15 protein-coding genes are annotated in these 21,485 nt (G+C 71.1%); 5 read left to right on the top strand and 10 right to left on the bottom strand.

From position 1 onward, the window contains the following. Positions 1-100 precede the first annotated feature (100 nt). Positions 101-823 (top strand): glutathione peroxidase, encoded by a 723-nt coding sequence (locus WMF34_RS04820; protein ID WP_437992546.1) that lies wholly within the window; start codon positions 101-103, stop codon positions 821-823. Between the two features lie 42 nt (positions 824-865). Here the strand turns inward: WMF34_RS04820 and WMF34_RS04815 are convergent, their stop codons facing one another. From WMF34_RS04815 to WMF34_RS04800, 4 genes are all read right to left on the bottom strand, one after another. Beyond that, positions 866-2,359, bottom strand: coding sequence for a hypothetical protein (locus WMF34_RS04815; RefSeq protein WP_437992545.1), 1,494 nt, complete (start codon positions 2,357-2,359; stop codon positions 866-868). Between the two features lie 177 nt (positions 2,360-2,536). After that, positions 2,537-4,333 (bottom strand): AMP-dependent synthetase/ligase, encoded by a 1,797-nt coding sequence (locus WMF34_RS04810; protein ID WP_012233537.1) that lies wholly within the window; start codon positions 4,331-4,333, stop codon positions 2,537-2,539. A 490-nt stretch (positions 4,334-4,823) separates the two neighbouring features. Beyond that, positions 4,824-6,119, bottom strand: a complete 1,296-nt coding sequence (locus WMF34_RS04805; RefSeq protein ID WP_437992544.1) for a glycoside hydrolase family 5 protein — start codon at positions 6,117-6,119, stop codon at positions 4,824-4,826. Positions 6,120-6,330: 211 nt separating this feature from the next. Beyond that, positions 6,331-6,687 carry a hypothetical protein gene (locus WMF34_RS04800; RefSeq protein ID WP_012233535.1) on the bottom strand — a complete coding sequence of 119 codons (357 nt, stop codon included), beginning with the start codon at positions 6,685-6,687 and terminating at the stop codon, positions 6,331-6,333. Between the two features lie 210 nt (positions 6,688-6,897). On the opposite strand from WMF34_RS04800, the gene WMF34_RS04795 reads away from it, so the two are divergent. Continuing rightward, positions 6,898-7,356 carry a hypothetical protein gene (locus WMF34_RS04795; protein WP_231864688.1) on the top strand — a complete coding sequence of 153 codons (459 nt, stop codon included), beginning with the start codon at positions 6,898-6,900 and terminating at the stop codon, positions 7,354-7,356. A gap of 87 nt (positions 7,357-7,443) precedes the next feature. Here the strand turns inward: WMF34_RS04795 and WMF34_RS04790 are convergent, their stop codons facing one another. Both WMF34_RS04790 and WMF34_RS04785 read right to left on the bottom strand, forming a co-directional pair. Further along, entirely contained in the window at positions 7,444-7,830 is a 387-nt protein-coding gene (locus WMF34_RS04790) for an NFACT RNA binding domain-containing protein (protein ID WP_437297964.1), read from the bottom strand. Between the two features lie 14 nt (positions 7,831-7,844). Continuing rightward, a complete protein-coding gene (locus WMF34_RS04785; RefSeq protein WP_437992543.1) occupies positions 7,845-8,840 on the bottom strand; it encodes a lysophospholipase in 996 nt (331 codons plus the stop codon). A gap of 117 nt (positions 8,841-8,957) precedes the next feature. On the opposite strand from WMF34_RS04785, the gene lon reads away from it, so the two are divergent. Continuing rightward, on the top strand, positions 8,958-11,369 hold the full coding sequence (gene lon, locus WMF34_RS04780) for an endopeptidase La (protein WP_437992542.1): 2,412 nt from the start codon (positions 8,958-8,960) through the stop codon (positions 11,367-11,369). Between the two features lie 6 nt (positions 11,370-11,375). Here lon and WMF34_RS04775 read toward each other — a convergent pair whose 3' ends face one another. The 3 genes from WMF34_RS04775 to WMF34_RS04765 form a co-directional block, all read right to left on the bottom strand. After that, entirely contained in the window at positions 11,376-12,299 is a 924-nt protein-coding gene (locus WMF34_RS04775; RefSeq protein WP_437992541.1) for an N-acetylmuramoyl-L-alanine amidase family protein, read from the bottom strand. 162 nt (positions 12,300-12,461) lie between these two features. Then, positions 12,462-13,715, bottom strand: a complete 1,254-nt coding sequence (locus WMF34_RS04770; protein WP_437992540.1) for a DNRLRE domain-containing protein — start codon at positions 13,713-13,715, stop codon at positions 12,462-12,464. A 678-nt stretch (positions 13,716-14,393) separates the two neighbouring features. Further along, a complete protein-coding gene (locus tag WMF34_RS04765) occupies positions 14,394-15,617 on the bottom strand; it encodes an MFS transporter (protein ID WP_012233528.1) in 1,224 nt (407 codons plus the stop codon). Positions 15,618-15,754: 137 nt separating this feature from the next. Between WMF34_RS04765 and WMF34_RS04760 the strand changes: the two genes are divergently transcribed. Continuing rightward, complete coding sequence (locus tag WMF34_RS04760) at positions 15,755-16,615, top strand: MBL fold metallo-hydrolase (protein WP_437992539.1); 861 nt, start codon at positions 15,755-15,757, stop codon at positions 16,613-16,615. Between the two features lie 279 nt (positions 16,616-16,894). Continuing rightward, positions 16,895-18,766, top strand: a complete 1,872-nt coding sequence (locus WMF34_RS04755) for a hypothetical protein (RefSeq protein ID WP_437992538.1) — start codon at positions 16,895-16,897, stop codon at positions 18,764-18,766. A 105-nt stretch (positions 18,767-18,871) separates the two neighbouring features. Here WMF34_RS04755 and WMF34_RS04750 read toward each other — a convergent pair whose 3' ends face one another. After that, on the bottom strand, positions 18,872-21,334 hold the full coding sequence (locus tag WMF34_RS04750; RefSeq protein ID WP_012233525.1) for an ATP-dependent helicase: 2,463 nt from the start codon (positions 21,332-21,334) through the stop codon (positions 18,872-18,874). Positions 21,335-21,485 lie beyond the last annotated feature (151 nt).

The following is a 21,485-nucleotide window of genomic DNA, read 5'->3' as shown; positions in this document are numbered from 1 at the left end:
GCTCGCCGGCCCGAGAGCGCCGCGTGGAGCGCCGCACGACGCTGGACACGGTTGCCGTCGCGGATGGCAACGAGAAGAGCACGGGAGGAGTACGTCAGTCATGCTGAAGAACCTCGAAGGGCAGCGCGTTCCGGATGTCACGTTTCGTACGCGTGTCGACGGTCAGTGGAAGGACGTGACCACCAAGGACGTGTTCGCCGGCAAGAAGGTGGTTGTGTTCGCGCTGCCCGGCGCCTTCACGCCGACCTGCTCGAGCAGCCACGTGCCGCGCTACAACGAGCTCGCGGAGGAGTTCAAGCGGCGCGGGGTGGACACGATCGCGTGTGTGTCCGTGAACGACGCGTTCGTGATGGATGAGTGGTGCAAGGCGCAGGAGGCGGACAAGATCCAGTTCCTGCCCGACGGGAACGGGGAGTTCTCCGAGAAGATGGGCATGCTCGTCGACAAGGCGAACCTCGGCTTCGGCAAGCGCTCGTGGCGCTATTCGATGCTGGTCGACGACGGCGTGATCAAGAAGATGTTCATCGAGCCCGAGGTGGAGGGGGATCCCTTCGATGTGTCGGACGCGGACACGATGCTGAAGTACCTGGATCCGTCGTCGGAGTCGCCGCACGACGTGCTGCTGTTCACGAAGCCGGGCTGTGGCTCCTGCGCCAAGGCGAAGCGGCTCCTCGACGCGCGGAAGATCCCTTACGAGGAGGTGGCGGCCTCGCCGCGCCGCCTGCGCGCGGTGAGCGGCAAGGGCACGACCCCGCAGGTCTTCATCGACGGCAAGCACATCGGCGGCGCCGACGAGCTCGAGGCCTACCTCGCGAAGGCCTGATTCACGAAGGCAGCCTGGGCGCCCCCCGGCGATGGGGGGCGACTACGCGCCGCCCTCCGGGTCCGACGGCTCGGCGCGGAAATGGGTCACCGCCGGCGCCGAGGCCGGCGACACCGAGGCCGGCGACACCGCCGGCGCCTCCACGGGGGCGACGGCCGAGCTGCGGCGCGCCGCGGCGGCGCACCTGTCGCTGTTCATGGCGAACTGCCCGATGCTGCTCCATAACCTGTCGAACTCCGCCTGATCGAAGGTCGACCGGGACTGGAACAGGTCGTATCCGCCGTATTTCGGGTCCGCTCCGTCGCCGTCCTCCGGGGCGATGAACCGATAATGGCCCATCACGTCGGCGTGGTCGGCGTCGACCAGGAAGCTGCGCTTCGTGTCGGGATAGACCATCGATACGCAGTTGACGATCCCGTCGTTCATCTCCGGATCGAGCGACTCGGTCCGGGTCGGGTCGTCGAACCGTGGCACGGAGCAGGGCGGCCCGAGGGCCTCGACCACCTTCGGCTCCTTGATGTTGGCCGTGATGCCGTGAAAGATGCCGAAGGCGCCCAGGAACGGGCCGCCGGGATCGCGCTTTGCCCGGGTGACGATCGACCGGAGCGCGATGCCCCGCTGCTCGTAGTACGCGCTCAGCTCCTCCTCGAGCTCCGCCCCGAGGAGGCTGGCTTTCCTTGTCTGCTTCGCGCTCTTGATGGAGGCCGCGAGCTCGCGCGGCCAGGCGCCGATACCGCGCGCGGACAGGCCATGCCTGGACCAGCGCTCCTCGCGCGGCGGCCGGCCTGACAGCGGCAGGGGATCGAGATCCTCGAAGGCCTCGGTGTCCTCGGCGACGTGCAGCAGCCAGCGGAGCACGTTGAAGTACTCGCCGCGCGCCTCGGCCCTGGCGAGGTCGTCGCACGGCAGCGCGTGGAAGCGCTCGATCGTGTCGAGGGCGGCGCGGACGATGCCGTCCGATTGGCCGAACACCTGCAAGAGCGTCTTCGCGCGCCGGGCCGCGGAGCTCGCGTCCTTCGGGCCAGCCAGGCGGAGCCACCAGTGGAGGGCCCCGGCCAGGCCCGTGAGGAGGGGCTGCCTCCGGTGGAGGACGTGGGCGAGGTTCGTCCCTCGGTGCGGCGTCGAGAGGAACTGGATCGAGCAGACGCTCTCGAGGATGCGCTCCACCGGGACGCCGTAGACCGACCCTTTCTGCTCGGTCTCGGCCAGGAGCAGGAGCATCAGCGTCTTGATGTCCCGCCCGCCGGTCGAGTGGCCCACGAGGTGGACGCAGTCCCGCTGGCCGCGGCCCGCGCCTCCGTAGAACACCCCCTGCCTGAACCGATCCGCGAGCCAGCGGAGCAGCGCGTGCGCGCGGGTGTCCACGCTCGCCGTGGGCAGGTTCGGGAAGCAATGCACCGAGAGCGGGCCTTGGTACGGCCCGGTATCGGTGTTTCGGAGGATCTCCGTGACACCGCTGTAATAGACGATCGAACCCAGGATATCGAAGCCCGCAAAACCCGGCACGAGCACGAGGTGGCTTCTCGGTGAACTCATGGCTTTTCCCTCCCACATGAAAGGGCCGCGCGCATCACTTCTTCCGGCGATGAGCGACAGCCCGACATTCTCTGATCGAGCGGGCGCCTCGCCGCGCGGGCGCCTCGTCCAGGGCCGGGCGAGCGCCGCGGCGCGCTCGCCGACCGGCCGCCCGCCGGCGGGGCCCGCGGCCCCCGCTCACTCGGCGGGATACATCTCGTCGATGGTCCCGCGGAAGCGCTGCTCGATCACGTTGCGCTTCATCTTGAGCGTCGGCGTCATCTCGCCGTCCTGCACCGAGAACTCGCGGCCGAGGACCGTGAACCGCTTGATCTGCTCGAAGCTGGCGAGCTCCGCGTTCAGGGCGTCGACGTGCACCTTCACCTGGCTTACCACCTCGGCGCTCGTGATCGCGGCGTCGCTGCTCAGGGCGCCCCGCTCCTTCAGCTCGGCGAGCTTGCCCTCGGTCAGCGTGATCAGCGCCGAGAGGTACTTTCGGCCGTCGCCCACCATGCACACCTGGCTGATGATCTCCGCCGCCTTGAGCCTCTCCTCGATCGGGAGCGGCGCGATCATCTTTCCGCCCGAGGTCTTGAGGATCTCCTTCTTGCGGCCCCGGATCTTGAGCTGTCCGCGGTCGTTCCACTCGCCGAGATCGCCCGTGTGCAGCCAGCCGTCCTCGAGCGCGGCCTCCGTCGCCGCCTTGTCCTTGTAATACCCCACGAACACGTGCCGGCCGCGGGTCAGGATCTCGCCGTCCTCGGCCAGCTTGAACTCGACGCCCGGCACGGGCTTGCCCACGGTGCCCGCGCTCTCGATGCCCGGCTCGGTCATGCAGATGACGCCTGTCGACTCGGTCTGGCCGAAGTCCTCGAGGATCTCGAGGCCCAGCGCGCGGAACCACGTCGAGATGTGCGGCGCGAGCGCCGCCGCGCCCGAGGCGAGCACCTCGGCCTTGCCCAGGCCGAGCGCCGCGCGCACCTTGCCCAGCACGAGCTTGTCGGCGAGCTTGAGCTGCAAGGCGTCGAGCGCGCTCGGCGCGCGCTGCGCGTACTTCGCCTGGGCCACGCGGGCGCCCACGGCGAGCGCCCACTCGGCCAGCTTCTTCTTGGCGCCCTTGCCGCCGCGCACCTTCGCCATCACGCCTTCCATCATCTTCTCCCAGAGCCGCGGCACGCAGAGCAGCAGCGTGGGCTGCACCTCGGGGAGCTCGCTCGAGACGTTCTCGAACTTCGAGCAGAAGTTGACGGTGTAGCGCTGGGTAAGGCCCGCCCCGACGCACTGCAGCTTCTCGGCGATGTGACAGAGCGGGAGGAACGAGAACATCGTGCCGCGCGCGAACGGCAGGTTCCAGTACTTCACGGCCATGTCGGCCGTGTACGCCAGGTTGTCGTGCGAGAGCATGGCCCCCTTCGGGTTGCCCGTCGTGCCCGAGGTGTAGATCAGGAACGCGCCGGCCCTGGGGTCGATCTTCGCCAGGTAGTCGGCGAACGTCTTCGCGCCCGGCTGCCCCGCGAGCGCGCGTCCCTCGGCCAGGGCCTGCTCGTACGAGATCGCCTTGGGAGAGATCGATGTGTCGCCATCGAAGACGAGGATCCAACTCACGCTGTCAGGGACGGAATACTCGCCCTTCTCTCCGGAGATCTTCTGAAAGTACTCCTTGTTTTGCACCGAGAGCAGCGTCGCCTCGGTGTGGTTCAGGATGTACTGGATGTCTTTCGCGGTGGAGTTCGGGTAGAGGCCCGCCGACTTGCCCCCGACGAGCAGCGCCGCCAGGTCGACGTGGACCCACTGCGGGCAGTTGTACGAGAGGATCGCGCCGACCTGGCTCGCGTCGAAGCCCCTGGACTCCAGGAACAGCGCGAGGTGGTGAACCCGGTCACGGTACTCGCGCGCGGTGAGCGTCTTCCACTCGCCTTGAGATTTGAAGCGCTGGGCCGGCGCGTCAGGAGATTCGTTGGCCCACTGTTCCAGACGGTGGAGGACGGTGCTCATTGCATCTCCTGCGGCTCAAGGCCTCGGGGGTCGCGGGGTGGTCAGGATGCGGGAGCCGCCGGGGCATTGTCAATCAGCGTCGAGGAGCCCCTCGAAGCGCCGGCGACGAGCCGCCGGTCGTCCTGTTCCGTGCGCCTCGCCCTCGCCTGCCGGCGCCGCCTCGAGCGCGGCGGTGAAGTGCTCCGCGGCACGCTGGAAGGCGAGGGCCTCGCGCCGAGGAAGGCCGGCGCGACGGCACGTCCCTCCTCGGGGATGAGGGAGCCGGCGGCGAGGGGGCGCACGTCGCCCGCTTCCGCGTCGCTCGGGGCTGCCGGGAGCAGCCGCGTGACGAGCTCACTCCGGTCGGCATGTGTCCGGCGGCTCGACCCGAACAGACGAGGCGCCGCGCGGGGCCGACGAGGCCGGCTCGTACCCTGCTCGTGGTGCAGGGGAGCTCCTCCTCGGTGCTCCGCCTGCCGCGCCCCCTGCGCCGGAGCGCCAGCGGCGCCGACTACCGGTTGACGGCGCTCACGACGGCCTGCCACTCCGTCGAGAACGAGCCGTCCGTGCGCTTGATGTCCGTCCCCGTGTCCCACAGCACGGGAACGATGCCGCGCGACGTCGCGGCCTCCACCACCGACCGCATCCACAGCGTCCGCGACGCCGGCTCACGGGGGTAGTTCGTGCCCAGCGTGACGCCGAACTCGCCGAGGATGATCGGGAGGCTCCGCTGCGCGCTGAACGCGCCGAGCGTGTCGAACTTGCTCTTCAGCTCCGCCTTCTCGGGCTCCGTGCCCCACGTCGTCTTGGGAGAGCCCCAGCTCTCCACCGTGTCGAGGCCGCAGAAGGTGTAGGGCGTATAGTAATGGATCGAGAGGAAGAGGCTCTTCGTGCCGGCCGGATCGGCCGGCACCTTGAAATCGCTCACGCACGTCCTGTCGATGTCCGTCACGAAGCCGGCGATGAGCAGGGCGCGGCTCGCGTTGTAGCCGCCCTGCTCGCGCACGGTGGTGACGAAGAGCTGGTTCATCTCGTTCAGAGCGGCGTAGTCCGGCGTCCCGCCGTCGTGAACGCCGTTGACCCAGTAGTTCCCCTCCTCGTTCATCCCCTCGAGGATCAGCTTGTGACCGACGTCGCTGAAGGCCGTGGCGATCTGGGTCCAGTAGGACGCGAACCTGGTCTTGACGTCGTCGGTGAGCTTGTACTTATCGGCGTTGTCCTCGTTGTAGATCCAGCCCCCGTCCCAGTGGATGTTCACGATCGAGTACATTCCGGCGGCCTCGATCCAGCCCACCACCTCCTTGACTCGGGCCATCTTGGTGGCGTCGATCGTGCCGTTGGCGGCGTAGGTGTCCCAGGCCACGGGCACACGCACCGTCTTGATGCCGTGGCTGGCCATGCCGTTGATGAACGTCCGGGTGATCAGCGGCTGGCCCCAGCCCGTCTCCCACTCGGTGGTGTTCTCCAGCGTGTTGCCGATGTTGGCCCCGATACCCATGTCGGGGACCATGGCCGCGGCGTCCACCGGCGTCGCTGATCCGCCGGTCCCGCCGGAGCCCCCGACTCCCCCCGTACCGGCACCGCCCGCGCCGGCGTCGCCCGCACCGGCACCGCCCGTCGCGGCGTCGCCGGTGCCGGTACCGGCGCCGCCCGTCGCGGCGTCGCCCGTGGTTGCGCCTCCGCCGCTGCCTCCTGTGGCTCCCCCGGAGGCCGCGCCTGCGCCCGACGTGACATCGGGATCCGTCGAGCTGCAAGCGACCAGCCAGCCGAGAATCGAGAAGAAAGCAAGTCGATACGCGTGGGTCATGGGTCCTCTGCGGGTGATGGAAAGGAGCTCGTCTCCCTCGGGTTGCGCTGCGCCCCCGCCAGCCGTCACAAATCGCACGGACGCTCCCGGACCGCGATCCGCGCCGGATCCTGGGAGCCCGAGATCGGCCTTCGCGACCAGGGGGCCGCTCGCCGTCGCCCTGCCGCCGCGCGCGGGCGGCGCGCCGCCTCAGCCCTCTAGCCCGGAGGGCTCAACCGCTGGCCCAGGCGTTGATCCGCTCCGCCCAGCCGGCAGCGTCGTCGATGGTGAGGACGAGCCGCCGATACCACTCCCCCTCGAGCTCGATGGTCAGCGGGTGCTCCTTCCGGGTCCGCACCCAGTACCAGAACTCCTTGCCGTGCGCGGTGAAGTAGGTCCCCGCTTTGATCACCCCCGGCAGGGCCGTCCCGGGCGCGCGGATCTCCTTCCATGTGGAGGGCGGCAGCGCCGCCTCCGCCCGCGCCACGTGCTCGCGGGGCACCACGATGGGCCGGAGCCTCACGGCCCAGAGCCGCTCGGCGCCCTCCAGGGTGAGCGTCAATCGATCCCCTTCGATGCGAAGCTGCACAGCGACAGTCTAGCTGTTTCGCGAGCGCCTGGCGAGCAGCTGCCGCTGCCAGATTGCCGCCATGGTGAAACGCCGCGAAGAAGAAAAAGACACGTGATGTCAGATGTGGCGCGCGTCGCGCATACTCCGCTATCGACGACGGCGAGGCGCCCGGCCCCCCCGGGTGAAAGCGGCGGCTCGCCCCTCACCAGAATGATGGGAGAAGACATCATGTTTCACGACACGAACCTGCGCTCGATGAAGATGCACCTTTGCGCGCTGCTCGCGACGACCGCGGCGCTCACGACGCTCCTCTCCGCGTGCGGCGCCCCGCCCGTGGGCGATCTCGATGGCGCCGAGGGGGAGACCCTCTCCGAGCAGGCGGATGAGCTCGCGGGGCCCGCGAGCGGCCGCCTCACCTGCGCTGTCGTCCGCTGTATGGACGGGTTTGTCTGCGAAGAACGGAAGGGGAGGGCCGCGTGCGTGCCCGCCCCGAAGCGCCCGTGCGTGACCGACGCCGACTGCAGCCTCGTCGACAATTACTGTGGAGGCTGCAACTGCAATGCCGTCCCCACGGGCACGTCCGCGCCCAAGTGCCCGGGAGACGAGGTGGCGTGTCTGGTCGCGCCGTGTTCCGGCCTCACCGCTTCCTGCCAGGCCGGAGCGTGCGTGATCGCGAACGAGCGCTGAGCGGATCCCCCACGACGGCATACCGGCCCGTCGCTCGCCCCTGCGCGGCTCGCTGTCGACCTCGCACCACGCCCCGGCGCTCTAGGATCACCCCGGATCGCGTCCGGGGATCTCCGGCCGCACGCGCACGCTCTTCCAGCGCGCGAGCTGAACGAGCCCGGCGGGCGCGCCGCGCGGCTTGCTCACGTCCGCGGCCCTGCAGACGTGGACCTCCACCTTGGCGGCGCTCCGCGCCTTCGAGTACCACGCGGCCGCCGCCGCGGCGCGCTCGACCACCTCGCGCGGGACCTCCACGCGCTCGGGGTTGCGCACGATCACGTGGCTGCCCGGCGTGCCGCCGGCCACGTGAAGCCAGAGATCGTGCGGCTCGGCGATCTCGAAAGTGAGCGCGTCGTTGTCCTCGTCGCCGCGGCCGACGAGCACCTCGAAGCCATCGATCGTGAGCGTGCGGTACGGCCGCCCCTTGCTGCCCATGCCGGCCCCCGCCGTCAGCCGGGCGCGGCGCCTGCGCCCGGCCCGACGCCCGATTGCGCGGGCCTCCCCGGCGCCCTCGCCTCGCCCGCCACCTCGGCGGCGAGCCACGCGAGCAGGTCCCGCACGACCTCCTCGCGGTTGATCTCGTTCAGCATCTCGTGGCGCCCGCCGGGGTAGAACCGCTGCGCCACCCTGCGGAGACCGGCGGCGCGGTACGCCTCGATCATCTGGGTGACGCCCTTGAGCAACCCACCGACCGGGTCGCGGGAGCCGGAGAAGACGTAGAGGGGCAGGTCCTTCGGGATGCGCGAAAGCCGCTCGGGGCGCGCGAGCGCCGCCATCGCGTCGAGCAGGTCGACCCAGAGCGAGGTCGTCGCCGGGAAGCCGCAGCGGGGATCGGCGATGTACACGTCGACCTCGGCGCGATCGCGAGAGAGCCAGTCGAAGGGCGTGCGCGTCGGCGCGAACAGCTTGTTGAAGCTGTCGAAGCTCATCGTCTGGAGGAGCTGGCTCTTGCCGCGCTCGCCCAGCCGCCGCCGCTCGGCGCGCGCCACGAGCCGGCCCGCGTCCACGAGCGCGTTCGCCTTGCCCGCGGCGCCGGAGAGCACCGCGCCGTCGATCGAGCCGCCGTGCTCGATCAGGACCTCCTGCGCGAGGGCGGCGCCCATGCTGTGGCCGAAGAGGACGATCGGCAGGCCGGGGTGCTCGCCGCGCGCGCGCGCGATGAGCTGCTCGAGATCGCGGACGACCCGCTGGAAGCCGCCCTGGCTCGCGAAGAAGCCGAGCTCGTCGCTCCCGCGCGCCGTCGCGCCGTGGCCCCGGTGGTCGTTCGCGTAGACGGCCCACCCGTCGGCGCAGAGCGCCTGCGCGAGGCGCGCGTAGCGGCCCGCGTGCTCCGACATGCCGTGCGCGACGTGGACGACGCCGCGCGCCCCGCCGTCCGGGAGCCAGCGGTACACGAAGAGCTCTCGGCCATCGTCCGCCTGAAACGTGAAGGTGTCCGCGGGCATCGCCGGCCGACCCTACCACCGCTCCGCGCGCGGCTGACCACGATTCTCGATGCTTCCGCGCCGAAAGGAGTTTTCGGTACGGTCCTCCATGGCATGAGGTTCGCACAAAGGCCGGCCATGCCCGAGCGCCGATCGTTGCCCGTGCTCTCGTTGCGCGACACCGTCCTCTTCCCTGGGATAGCGACGCCCATCACGGTCGGACGGCTGAAGACGCTCCGCGCGGTGGAGGCCGCCCTCCGGGTCGAGGGAGAAGACAAGCGCATCTTCGCGGTCGCCCAGCGCGACGCCGCCGAGGAGCCCACCGCGAGCGGCCTCTTCTCGATCGGCGTGATCGCCCGCATCACCCAGGTGCAGCGCTTCGGGTCGGGCCTTCAGCTCGTGCTCTACTGCGAGCGGCGGGCGGCCGCGCCCCGCTACACCGAGGTCGACGGCGTGATCCGCGCGCCTGTCATCGAGCTCGCCGATCTACCGCTCCGTCCAGAGGAGGACGGCGCCCTGGAGGCGCTCTCCCGCGAGGTGCGCGAGCGGGCCGTCGAGTACGGCCGCCACCGCGGCGCGCCCGAGGACGTGCTCAAGCAGTTCGTCGGCAGCATGTACGGCCCGGCCGAGCTCGTGAACCACATCGCCTTCTACCTGGACCTCCCGACCCCCGAGAAGCAGGCGCTGCTCGAGATCCTCTCGACGGAAGAGCGGATGCGCAGCCTCGCGCTGCACCTCTACCGGCAGATCGGCATCGTCGAGACCCAGGAGAAGATCAGGACGACCGTCGAGGAGGAGCTCGGCGAGCGGCAGCGGGAGATCTACCTGCGCGAGCAGCTGCGCGCGATCCAGAAGGAGCTCGGCGAGGAAGACGACGAGAACGCCGCCGCACGTCTTGAGCACAAGCTGCAGCGGGCCAACCTGCCGGCGGAGATCCTGCAGGAGGCCCGGCGCGATCTCGCGCGCTTGCGGCGCATGGGGCGGGAGACGTCGCCGGAGGCCCAGGTCCTCATGACGTGGCTCGAGTGGGTGGCGGATCTGCCCTGGAGCCAGCGGACCGACGACCACGTCGATCTCGATCGCGCGCGGGCGATCCTCGACGAGGATCACTACGGCCTGGGCGACGTGAAGGACCGGGTGCTCGAGTTCCTGGCCGTCCGGAAGCTGCGCCTGGAGCAGGCCCGGTGCGAGGGCGAGCGGAGCCGCGCGATCTCCCGCGGGCCGATCCTGCTCTTCCTCGGTCCGCCCGGGACCGGCAAGACGTCCATCGCGGAGTCGATCGCGCGGGCGCTCGGGCGCAAGTACGTCCGCGTCTCGCTGGGCGGTGCGCGCGACGAGGCGGACATCCGCGGCCACCGGCGCACGTACGTGGGCGCGATGCCCGGGCGCATCCTCCAGGGGATCAAGCGGATCGGCTCGAAGAACCCGGTGATCGTCCTCGACGAGGTCGACAAGCTCGGCGTCTCCTACCAGGGCGATCCTGGCGCGGCGCTGCTCGAGGTGCTGGATCCGGCGCAGAACGACGGCTTCGTCGACCACTACCTCGGACTGCCGTTCGACCTGTCCGAGGTGCTGTTCATCTGCACCGCGAACTTCCGCGAGACGATCCCCCCTCCGCTGTTCGACCGGATGGAGCCCGCGCTGTTCGCCGGGTACACCGAGCAGGAGAAGCACGAGATCGCCCGGAAGTACCTGCTCCCCCGGCAGCGGAAGGAGTGCGGGCTGCGCGAGGAGCAGCTGCGCGTGACGGGCGCGGCGATCGGCGGGATCATCAGCGGATACACGCGCGAGGCGGGCGTGCGGCAGCTGGAACGGACGCTCGGCGCGCTGGCGCGGAAGGCCGCGCGCCGGATCGCGGCCGGCGAGATCGAGCGGGCTGTGGTGGGCGCCGACGACGACGTGAAGGAATTGCTCGGCCGCGCGAGGATGCGCCTTGAGCGGAGGCTCCAGTACGATCAGCCGGGGGTCGCGACCGGCATGTATTACACGCAGATGGGTGGCGACATCATGCACGTCGAGGCGAGCGTGATGCCCGGCAAGGGCGATTTCGTCCTCACGGGGCAGCTGGGCGACGTCATGAAGGAGAGCGGCCGCGCGGCGCTGAGTTATGCGCGCGCGCACGCGGCGGAGCTCGGCGTGCCGTCCGATCGGCTGCAGCGGCGGGACGTTCACATCCATGTTCCGGCGGGGGCGGTACCGAAGGACGGGCCGAGCGCGGGCGTGACGATGGCGGTGGCGCTGGTGAGCGCCCTGTCGGGCCGGCCGGTCAGGAGCGACATCGCGATGACGGGGGAGATCACGCTTCGCGGGACGGTGCTGCCGATCGGGGGGATCAAGGAGAAGGTGCTGGGGGCGCACCGCGCGGGGATCTTCGAGATCCTGCTGCCGGCGGACAACGAGGCGGATCTCGACGATCTGCCGGCCGAGGTGAGGAGCTCGCTCGAGTTCTACCTGGTGAACACGCTCGACGAGGCGCTCGCGCTCTGCCTGCGGCTCCGCTCGATCCGCCTGGAGGCACCCGAGGAGATGCCGCACGCGCGGGCGTCCTGACGCGCCTCAGGTGGGCGGCGGGGAGACCGGCGCTCCGTCGCCGCCGAGCGCGCTGGCCGGCGCGCCGGCGCCGCCGAGCGCATCGGCCAGCGCGGCGGCGGCGGCGGCGGCGAAGGCGTCGAGCGTGGCGGGCTCGGTCCAGCGGGTCGCCTCGCGGGCGTCGAGCGCGTGGTGGGTCTCGACGAGGATGGAGGGCATGGAAGGGCGGCGCAGCACGAAGATGCGCTGTCCCGGGGGGCGCCGGTCGAGGAAGACGCCGGGCTGGGCGGTGTCCGGCTCGTACAGGCCGCTGTACGCGGCGCCGTCGTAGGGCAACAGGCCTGCTTCTTCCATGCGCCTCGCGAAGCCGCGCGCGAGCGCGAGCCGGAGGGCGCAGAGGGCCGGATCGCCTTCGTCCGACCACAGGACGGCGAACCCCGGCGCGGCGAGGCTGAGCGGGCACTGGCGGCCCTGACCGGGCGACCACGTCTCGATCCTGCCGCGCACGTCCGAGTGCAGGCTGACGAAGGCGTCGGCGCCCCACCGGGCGGCGTCCTCGACGCGCTCCGCGTAGGGCAACGGATGGTCGCCGGCCCTGCCCACGCGCGCCTCGAAGCGCCCGGTGGCGTTGAGCCGCTCGGCGAGGGCGCGCGCCGCGGCGAGGGTGAAGTCCTGCTCGTCGACGCAGAAGCAGGAGAGGTTGCCGGTGTTGCCGGGGGCGCCATGTCCGGCGTCGAGGTAGATGCGACGGACCCCGAAATCCGGCGGAAAGACGGCGGAGGGGGCGACGACGCGGGCCCCTGGAAAGGGCCACCCGCTCGGCGCGATCGGGAGCTTGAGGGCGCGCCGCGCCGCGATCTGGCGCGGCGCGCCCGGGGCGAGCGCCCGTGAGAGGGCGGCCGCTCCGGCGGCGCCGGCGAGACCGAGGACGAGCTTCCTGCGCGAGATCACCGCGGCTCCGCTTGCTATCAAAGGCGGAGCGCGGCGTCAGGTTCTCGGCAAGCGAGCGTGGCCTGGGTGACGAAGGAGGCGTGACGTGGCGACATCCCGAGATCGCCCGGGACGTCCGGGAGATCGTGCCCCGGCGTGCCCCGCACCTCGGCCGGCCCCCCGCTACTGGGCCGGCGTGTAGCAGACCTCGAGCTTCGGCCGGGAGGCGATGTTCGTTTGCTCGCTCGATCGGACATCGGTCCGACCGTTCACGTCGTGGAGCGCGACGCCGTGGTTCGGGGAACCATCCACCCAGGACTGGACGAGGGCCGCCACGTTGGCGGTCACGACGGCGCCCGCCTGGGCGACGGTGGTGATCGAGGCCTCGACGGCCGGGTTGTATCCGGGGAAGTTGCCGGCGTGCACGGTCGACTCCTGCCAGGGGCCGTTCACGCGGTGCAGCTCGATGGTGCTGGCGCTCGCCTTCCACGTGTGAGACAGCGAGAGGGTCGCGGATTCGACGTCGGAGCCCGCCGGGATGAACGACAGATCGAAGGCCAGCACGCCCAGCTGCACGCCCTCCGGGAACGTGTTCATGACGACATACGGGTAATCGCCGTACGGCCACGAGACGCCGGGCTGGATATGCGCGTCCTGCACGCTCCCGTAGGTGCCGCGCTGCACGACCACGCACACGGGCTCGGCGGGAGGGGGGGGCTCGCAGGCGTCGCCGATGCCGTCGGCGTCGGCGTCGGCCTGGGAGGGGTTGGCCAGCGCCGGGCAGTTGTCGCACGAGTCGAACACCCCGTCCTGATCCGTATCGGCGGCGACCACGGTGACGTTATCGAGGAGCGTCCCCTCGCCGTTCGAGGGGCCCAGATCGTTGAACTGGAGGCGCGTCGTCGTGCCGGAGGCCACGAGGGTATAGGTGTAATAGACCCATGAAGAGCTGGCGGTCGTCAGCGTGGCCACCTGCTGGCCGCCCCAGACGACGCCCAGCACGTTCTGGCTCGCGCTCGTGTTGGGGCGCGCGGCGAAGGCGAACCGCAGCTGGTAGATCGCTCCCGGGACGGTCGTGAGGTTCTGATAGATGCCGCTCGAGTTCGAGGCGTCCAGCTCGACGTGCTGCTCGCCGTGCGCCGGGTTCTGGCCGTTCGAGTGGTCATAGACCTGGATCTGACCATAGGCAGCCTGCCAGCCGGTGATCGAGCCGTTGTTGTAGATCGTCGACGTGCCGGGCCACACGTCCGGCGATTCGAAGCTGCCGTTCGTGACGATGTTGCCGGAGGGGAGCACCGAGCAGGAGACGAGCGCCGCCGCGCCCTCGCCGATGGCCTCGTCGTTGTCGTCGTGCGGCTCGGGTGCCGCCACGCAGCCGGAGATCATCAAGGCGAATGCGAGCGCAGAGGCAGAGATCGACAGATAGGCGGTTCTCATGGGAGAGCTCCTCGTTGCGGCGCCGGCATAGCGGCGCCGCGGCGTGCGGCGAGCTGCCGCATGCGGTGGACTTAGAAAATACTTCTTCCAAACCGGGCGATGCTGATACGGTGCTCCATTTGCCCGAAGGCGGAGCGCTGAAGGAGTCATTCGTCAACCAGCGCGTGCGGCACGACGGCACAATGGGACGTGCCGTTACCAGGCGCTCGCCTCCCGGATCGTGGCCGACCTCGAGCTCCCTGGCCCCCAGGAGAATCTCACCCCTCTTGGGGGATGAGGGTCGTCGCCGGCCGGGCGATCGATGGACGAAGTCGGGCGAGCGCGGTCACGAGCGATTCTTGCAGCAGTCAGCCGTAGCGCTGTCTGGTTATATCATGAAATGGGGGCGCGGATCATCGTCTTTCGCACCAGCCAGCGCCGCGACGAAAAAGGCTGTCCCCTGATCTCGTGACAAAAAGAGCCATGGTGGGCACCGCGGGCGCCGAGGGAAGAGGAGAGAGCAAAAATTCTTCATGTCTCCTCTGTCTCCTCTGTCCCCTGCGTCTCGGCGTCTCGGCGTCTCGGCGTCTCGGCGTCTCGGCGTCCCGGCGTCTGCCTTGCCTCCACGATTCAATTTCGCCACGTCACGGAACTGGGGCAAAATTGGTCACTGGGGCAAAATGGGACGGCCGGGCCCGCTCACCCCTCGCCCGCTCTCCGCTCCCGCAGCGGCAAGAGCAGCCCGAGGAAGACGACCGAGATCACGGTCCCCAGGGCAAACAGGCCTGCATAGCCGAGCCGCTGGGCGACGGCGCCCGAGAGCCACACAGCGGGCGATTTGCCGAGCACCTCCACGCTGGCCAGCAGCGTGTAGTGCGTCGCTCCGACCGACCGCCGGACACGCGACATCATGAAAGCGAACACCGCCGTCGTGAGGGCGCCGCCGAAGAGGTGCTCGGCCACGGTGACCGCGACGACGGCCTCCGCGGTGGGCGCCCCCGCCGCGGCGAGGTACCACTCGCCCGCCATCGCGACGGTGCGCAGCGCCGAGGTCACCGCGACGGCGGAGAGCAGCGGGATCCGGTGCGACAGGAGGCCTCCCGCGAGCGAGCCGGCGATCGACGCGACGAGGCCGTACGTGCCCACCCAGAGGCCGATCCGGTGCGGGGGGAAGCCGGCGTCGACGAGGAACGGCTTGAACATCATGTCGACCATCGCCTCGCCGAGCTTGTAGGTCCCGAGGAAGGCGACGACCCAGAGCGCCCCAGGCGCCCGCAGGGCGGCGAAGACCGCCGCGAGCACCTCGCGGAGCGACCGGCGCGCGTGCGCCTCGACCTCGCTCACGGGAGGCTCGCGCAGCGCGAGCGAGGCCAGCGCCGAGAGGAAGACGAGCGCGGCCATCGCCCCGAACTGACCGCCCCAGCCGATCCAGGCGCTCGCCCAGACGAGCAGCCCGCCAGCGACGAGCATGCCGACCTTGTAGCCGACCACCTGCGCGGCATTCGCCAGGCCGAGCTCGCCGCGCCCGAGCAGGTCGATCGCGAGCCCGTCAACCGCGATGTCCTGGGTGGCCGCGAGCAGGTTCATCAGGAAGACCAGCGCGAGCAGGGCGCCGAGGTGGCGCGACGGCGGGACGAACGCGGCGGCCGCGCACGTGAGCGAGAGCAGCACCCCGAGCGGCAGGATCCACGAGCGGCGCCTGCCGAGCCGCTCCCAGCCGTAGCGGTCGACGAGCGGCGCCCAGAGCGCCTTCGCCGCCCACGGGATCGCGAGCGCTCCGGCGAAGCCCACGCCGGAGAGCGAGACGCCGCTCGCCCGCAGGAAGACGGGGAGCGCCGTCGCCTGGAAGCCGAACGGGATGCCCTGTGCGAAGTACAGCGCGGCGAGGGCGGCGATCGTGCCGGCGCGCGTTCGGTCTGCCACGACCGACAATCGTAACCGAGCGGACGAGCTTCGGTCGCCGGAAACACGGACACTGGCGTACAGCTCGATCTCGATCCGATCTCGATGAGCACGCCGCAACGACTCACCCCATCTGCCGGCCGGAAGAGCCCGCGCCGATGATCGCCGACACGTTCTCTCCGCGGTCGCTCGCGCCGGCGGGCGAGGTCCGGGTGCGGTGGCTGGGCACGGCGGGGTTCGCGATCGAGCACGCCGGCGCGGTGGTGCTCATCGATCCCTACCTCACGCGCGCTTCGCTCCGCCGCTGCGTGGTCGGCCGGCTCGCCCCCGACGTGGCCGCCATCGCGCGCCACGCGCCGCGCGCCGACGCCGTCATCGCGGGGCACACCCATTTCGATCACGCGCTCGACATCCCGGAGATCGCGCTCCGCACCGGGGCCACGGTCTTCGGCTCGCGCTCCGCGGCGGCGCTCTGCCGCGCCGCCGGCGTCCCCGCGGAGCGCGTGCGCGACGTCGAGCGCGCGCCGGGCGGCGAGCCCGTGGTCGGCGAGGTCGGCCCGTTCCAGCTGCGCTTCTTCCCGAGCGCCCACGCCCGCCTGCTGCTCGGCCGGGTCCCCTTCCCCGGCGACATCTCCGATTGCGACCAGGTCCCGCTCCGGGCCGAGCGTTACCGGTGCGGCGCCGTCTTTGCGGTGGAGATCCGGGTCGCGGACCGGCGCATCGTCCATCTGGGCAGCGCGGAGCTCGTCGAGGCGGGCCTCGATTGCAGGGAGCCCGACCTGCTCCTGCTCTGCGTGGCCGGCTGGACCGCCTCGAGCGCTTTCCCCGAGCGCGTCGCGCGCGCCCTGTCGCCGCGCGCGGTGCTCTTCTCTCACTGGGACAATTTCTTTCTGCCCCTCGATCGCCCCGCCGTCGCGCTCCCCGCGATGCAGGGAGAGCGCCTGGCAGAGCGCCTCGGCCGGGCGTCGCGCGACGTGAGATTAGGTGTTCTGCCGCTGCTGGGCGAGGTGTGGATCTAGGTCGAGGAGCGTTGTTTGCTCGCCGCCCTGGGGACTTCGTACGGGGGTGGGTGGGAGCCGGGATGCCGTCTTCCCCGGCCAGCGCGCTCCGTACGAGAGGCCGCGCGGCGTCGTCTCGGCAGTCCGGCCGCCGCTTGCGGCCATGGCGGAGCTCCGGCTAGATTCGCGCGCGCATGAGCGGTCCCCGTCGCTGGCCCCCCTCGCGCGCGGAGCGCTCGTCGCGGCCGCTCGCCATCAGCCGCTTTGCTGGGCGGGCACCACAGATCAGGTGAGGATACCTTGATTTCGTTCATCGCCGCCTTCAACCTGCCGGACGCGAGCGACCGCGATCCCGGCGCGTTTCTTCGCCGCGCGGCGCGCCTCGTCGGCGAGCGGATGTCCTCCATGGGCCCGGAGCCCCGGATGACGGTGGAGGTCCTGCCAGAGGTGGGCGGCGGGTGGGCGCTCCTCACGCCGGAGACGCCGGAGCCGGGGGCGCGGCACGCCCTGCTCGATCAGGTGGTCACCGACACGCACGCCGTGCTGTTGTTCGGCGAGCTGCAGGGCGAATCCAGGGCTGCGCCCGCGAGGGCCGTCCTCCGCGCCTGGACGTCGGGCGGCGGGGACGCGGTGGCTGCGCTCGATGGCAATTTCTCCGCCATCGTCGTCGACCGCGCCGAGCGCACGGCCTCGGTGATCTCGGATCTGCTCGGCCGCCGGGCGCTGCGCACCCTGCACGCGGACGGGGTCCTCTACGTCTCTCCGCACGACGTCGCGCTCGTGGCGACCGGGGCGTGCCCTGTCGAGATCGACCACGCCTCGGCGTGCTCGATCATCACCGCGGACTGGTCCATCGGCGGGCGGCCGCTGCTCGCGCGCGTCGAGCCGGGCGATCCGGCGCGCTGGCTGCGCCTGCGGGGCGGCCGCCTGGAGCGGCTCCCCGCGCCGCTCGGGCTGTTCGAGCGCCGCATCGACGCCCGCGACGCGGCCGCCGTCCGGGAGCGGATCGACCGGATCGTCGACACCATGCGCGAGAACACGCGCTTCGCCGCGGCGGGCAGCGACACGGTCCGGGCCGATCTGACCGCGGGCATCGACAGCCGCGCGGCGTTTGCGCTGGTCGCGTCGATCGTGCCGGCGGAGCGCATCGTCGCCAAGACCACCGGCGCGACCGACAGCCTCGACGTGCGCGTGGCCAGGCGCATCGCCGCCCTCGTGGGCGTGCGCCACGAGCACCGCGAGCTGGATCTGCCCGTCCACGACGATTTCAGCCGTCACGCGGATCTCATCGCGTTTCACATGAACGGCGACTCCAGCGCCAAGCGCGCGATTGACAGGTATCCGAGCTGGGACGACCGCCCCCTGGGCTTCGAAGGGGGCGGAGGCGAGATCTTCCGTGGCTATTACTATGCTCGCCCCGGCCAGTACACGCGGGTGGCCCGCGCCGACGCGGACGACGTCACGGCCTTCTTCGTCCGGAAGTGGCGCCGCCCGACGGCGCTGAGCTTTCGCTCCCCCGATCCTCTGGCCGCCGTCCGCGAGCGCACCCGCTCCGTGGTCGAGGCGATGTTCCGGCGCTCGCCCGACCTCCACGACGTGCTCGATCAATTCTACCTCTTCGAGCGGTATGGCCGCTGGGGCGCGATCACGTCGCGCTTCGCCTGGTGGAAGACCTTCTCCCCGTACGCGAGCCCGTCCGTCGTGCGGCTGGCGTTCGGCCTGCCCTCCCCGATTGGCACGCACGCGGGCCTCCACGACGCCATCGTGCGCCGCTTCTTGCCGTCCGCGCGCGGCATCCTCGTGAACGACAACTCCCTGCTTCCGCTCCAGGGGCCCGGGCTCACGCGCCTGCTCGCGCGCGATCTGCTCTATGTCACCGGCGAGCTCTGGCGAGCGGCGAGCGCGTGGCGCGGCCGCTCGGGCAAGAAGCGCCGCTCGGCGGACGCCATGCGCGCCGACATGCTCGCGGGGCCGCTCCACGACCACGCGCGCGACGTGCTCCTCTCGCGAGACAGCATCGCCGTGGACCTGCTCGGGCACGAGCCCGTCGCCCGCCTGCTGGACGAGCACAGGGCGCGCCGGCAGCACCTGGAGACCCTGTGCAACCTCCTCGGCATCGAGCATTTTCGGCGCCTCGCCACGTCCACCGCCGCGGCCGCGTCCAGCCGCTGACACCGGGCCGCTCCAGGGCCCCTCTCAGGGGCCCGGCCGCCGGGCGGCGCTTCCCGCGCGGCCGGAGCCGTCCCCGGTCAACGCGCTGCCAGCGCCCCGCCCCTCTCACGGCCCGGCGCGCAGGAACGCCACCTTGATCCGCTTCTTCCCCCACCCGGAGAACTTCACGGTCGCGATCGGATCCGCCCCGGGATCCACGCTCTCGACCACGCCCGGCCCGAACCGCTCGTGGTACACCCGCATCCCGCGCCGCAACGCGAGCCCCTCGCCGCCCTCGGCGCCCGGGTCGACCGCCTCCCGCTCGACGTACCGCTCGCCCGGCGCCCGGTCGGGGACGTCCATGCCGCGCGCCATGGCCCCCCTCGCCGGCTCGCCCTCCCGCGAGAACCGCGCCCCTGCGAACCGCTCGTCAGCCTGCGCCCCGGGCCTCCGCTCGCGGCCCTCCCACGAGCGCTCCTGGCCGCCGAACCGGAGCCCGGGCGCCGCGTACCCGCCGCCCCCGCCGAAGCCGCCCTCGACCCGGCGCTGCGCCATCATGCTGGCAGGGGTCGCGATCGGGCGCACCGAGGCCGGCGGCAGATCCGCGAGGAAGCGGCTCGGCAAGCCGTAACGCGTCTGGCCGAAGATCGCCCGCCGCGCCGCGTGTGTGATCCAGAGCCGCTCGCGCGCCCGCGTGATCGCGACGTAGGCCAGCCGGCGCTCCTCCTCGATGTCGCCCTTGCGGTTCGGATCCTGGCTCCGGAACGGGAACAGGTCCTCCTCCATGCCGGTCAGGAACACCGCGTGGAACTCCAGCCCCTTCGCGGCGTGGATCGTCATCATCGCCACCTTGGGCACGTCCGCGAGCGCGTCGACATCCGACACCAGGCTCACCCGCTCGAGGTAGCCCGCGAGCGTCGCCTCGTCGCCCGCGGCGGTCGCCTCCTGCTCGTAGTCGACGAGCGACTGCACGAGCTCGCGCAGGTTCTGGAGCCGCGCCTCCGACTCGACGCTGTCCTCCTGCTCGAGCGCCTTGGCGTAGCCCGACCGCGCGAGCACCTCCTCCGCCAGCGCGCTCGGCGACGCGCTCTTCGCCTCGGTCATGAGCCCGTGGATCAGATCGCGGAAGCCGAGCAGGCTGCGCTTCGCCGCCGACGCGAGCGGCGGCAGCTGGCCCCCCGGCATCGCCGACGGCGGCACCCGCCCCTCCAGGAGCGGATCGATCGCCTCGAACAGCGACACGCCCAGCAGGTCCGCCGCCTGGATGAGCTTGTCGACCGTGCTCTGGCCGATCTTGCGGGCGGGCACGTTGATGATGCGGTTGAGATCCACGTCGCTCTTGGGGTTCGCGATCACGCGGAGGTACGAGAGCAGGTTCTTCACCTCCGCCCGCTCGAAGAAGCGCGTGCCCCCGATGATCTGGTACGGGATGCGCGCCTCGCGCAGCACCTCCTCGAGCACGCGCGACTGCGCGTGGATCCGGTAGAACACGGCGATCTCATTCGGCGAGACGCCCTCCGCGATGAGCTCGCGGACGCACTCGACCACCCACGCCGCCTCGTCGTGCTCGCTGTCCGCCGCCACCACGTCGATCGGCGCGCCGTCCTGGTTCGCCGTCCAGAGCTCCTTCGGCTCGCGATCCGACGCGTGGCGGATCACGCCGAGCGCGCCCCGCACGACGTGCCCGATGGAGCGGTAGTTCTGCTCGAGCTTCACCACCGTCGCGTGCGGAAAATCGCGCCGGAAGCCGCGGACGATCCGGACGTCCGCGCCGCGCCAGCGGTAGATGCTCTGGTCGTCGTCGCCGACCACGCAGAGGTTGTCGTGGCTCTTGCAGAACGCCCGGACGAGCCGGTACTGCACCTGGTTCACGTCCTGGAACTCGTCCACGAGCACGTGCCGGAAGCGCCCCCGGAGGTCCTCGCCGGCGTAGCTCGTCGGGTCCTCCGCGATGCGCAGCACGGCGAGCAGCAGGTCGTCGAAGTCCACCGCGCTCGCCGCCTTGAGGTGCCGCTCGTACGCCTCGAAGCACCGCGCGATCGCGTCGTCGAAGTAGCCCTTCCGCTCGAACTCGGCGGGCCCCCGCCCCTCCTGCTTCTCCGCGTGGATGCGCGAGAGCACCTGGCGGGGCGGATAGCGCCGATCGTCGAGGTTGAGCTCCTTGAGCACGCGGTTCATGACCGCCCGCTGATCGTCGTCGTCGTAAATGATGAAGTTCTTGTCGAGCCCGGCCGCCTCGTGGTGCCGGCGCAGCAGGCGCGCGCACACCGCGTGGAACGTGCCCACCCAGAGGTCCTTCACGATGTCGGGCCCGATGAGCCCCTCCAGCCGGCGCTTCATCTCGGTCGCCGCCTTGTTCGTGAACGTCACCGCCAGGATCCGGTAGGGCGGGACACGGTGCGTGACGATGAGGTTCGCGATCCGGTACACGATGACGCGGGTCTTGCCGCTCCCCGCGCCGGCGAAGATGAGGAGCGGCCCCGCGGCGTGGCTGGCCGCGCGCGCCTGCGGCTCGTTCAGCTCCTCGTAAGGGAGGCCAGGCTCGGGCGGCGGAGAGCGGTCGGCGTCGTGTGCGGCGAAACGATCCACACGGGGTCGCTAGCACGACCTCCGCGCGAGCGGGAGCCCACCGAGCCCCGGAGCCCCCAGCGGCGCTCTCCTGCTTTTTCCCCGGCAAATCACGCCCGCTGGCCGTAACCTCGCACGCGCGTGCGCCTCCGGCAGAGCACCGGGGAGCCGC

Origin of the sequence: Sorangium sp. So ce145, assembly GCF_051525985.1 — a bacterium.
Lineage (GTDB): Bacteria > Myxococcota_A > Polyangia > Polyangiales > Polyangiaceae > Sorangium > Sorangium cellulosum_B.
The sequence above is the reverse complement of the archived record's forward strand: the minus strand, read 5'-3'. Positions and strand labels throughout refer to the sequence as shown.

Bases quoted from the DNA above. Each gene is read 5' to 3' on its own strand.
- WMF34_RS04810 (WP_012233537.1), bottom strand. From the start codon at position 4,333: ATGAGCACCGTCCTCCACCGTCTGGAACAGTGGGCCAACGAATCTCCT.
- WMF34_RS04760 (WP_437992539.1), top strand. From the start codon at position 15,755: ATGATCGCCGACACGTTCTCTCCGCGGTCGCTCGCGCCGGCGGGCGAG.
- WMF34_RS04805 (WP_437992544.1), bottom strand. From the start codon at position 6,119: ATGACCCACGCGTATCGACTTGCTTTCTTCTCGATTCTCGGCTGGCTG.
- WMF34_RS04790 (WP_437297964.1), bottom strand. From the start codon at position 7,830: ATGGGCAGCAAGGGGCGGCCGTACCGCACGCTCACGATCGATGGCTTC.
- WMF34_RS04795 (WP_231864688.1), top strand. From the start codon at position 6,898: ATGTTTCACGACACGAACCTGCGCTCGATGAAGATGCACCTTTGCGCG.
- WMF34_RS04815 (WP_437992545.1), bottom strand. From the start codon at position 2,359: ATGAGTTCACCGAGAAGCCACCTCGTGCTCGTGCCGGGTTTTGCGGGC.
- WMF34_RS04820 (WP_437992546.1), top strand. From the start codon at position 101: ATGCTGAAGAACCTCGAAGGGCAGCGCGTTCCGGATGTCACGTTTCGT.
- WMF34_RS04785 (WP_437992543.1), bottom strand. From the start codon at position 8,840: ATGCCCGCGGACACCTTCACGTTTCAGGCGGACGATGGCCGAGAGCTC.
- lon (WP_437992542.1), top strand. From the start codon at position 8,958: ATGCCCGAGCGCCGATCGTTGCCCGTGCTCTCGTTGCGCGACACCGTC.
- WMF34_RS04770 (WP_437992540.1), bottom strand. From the start codon at position 13,715: ATGAGAACCGCCTATCTGTCGATCTCTGCCTCTGCGCTCGCATTCGCC.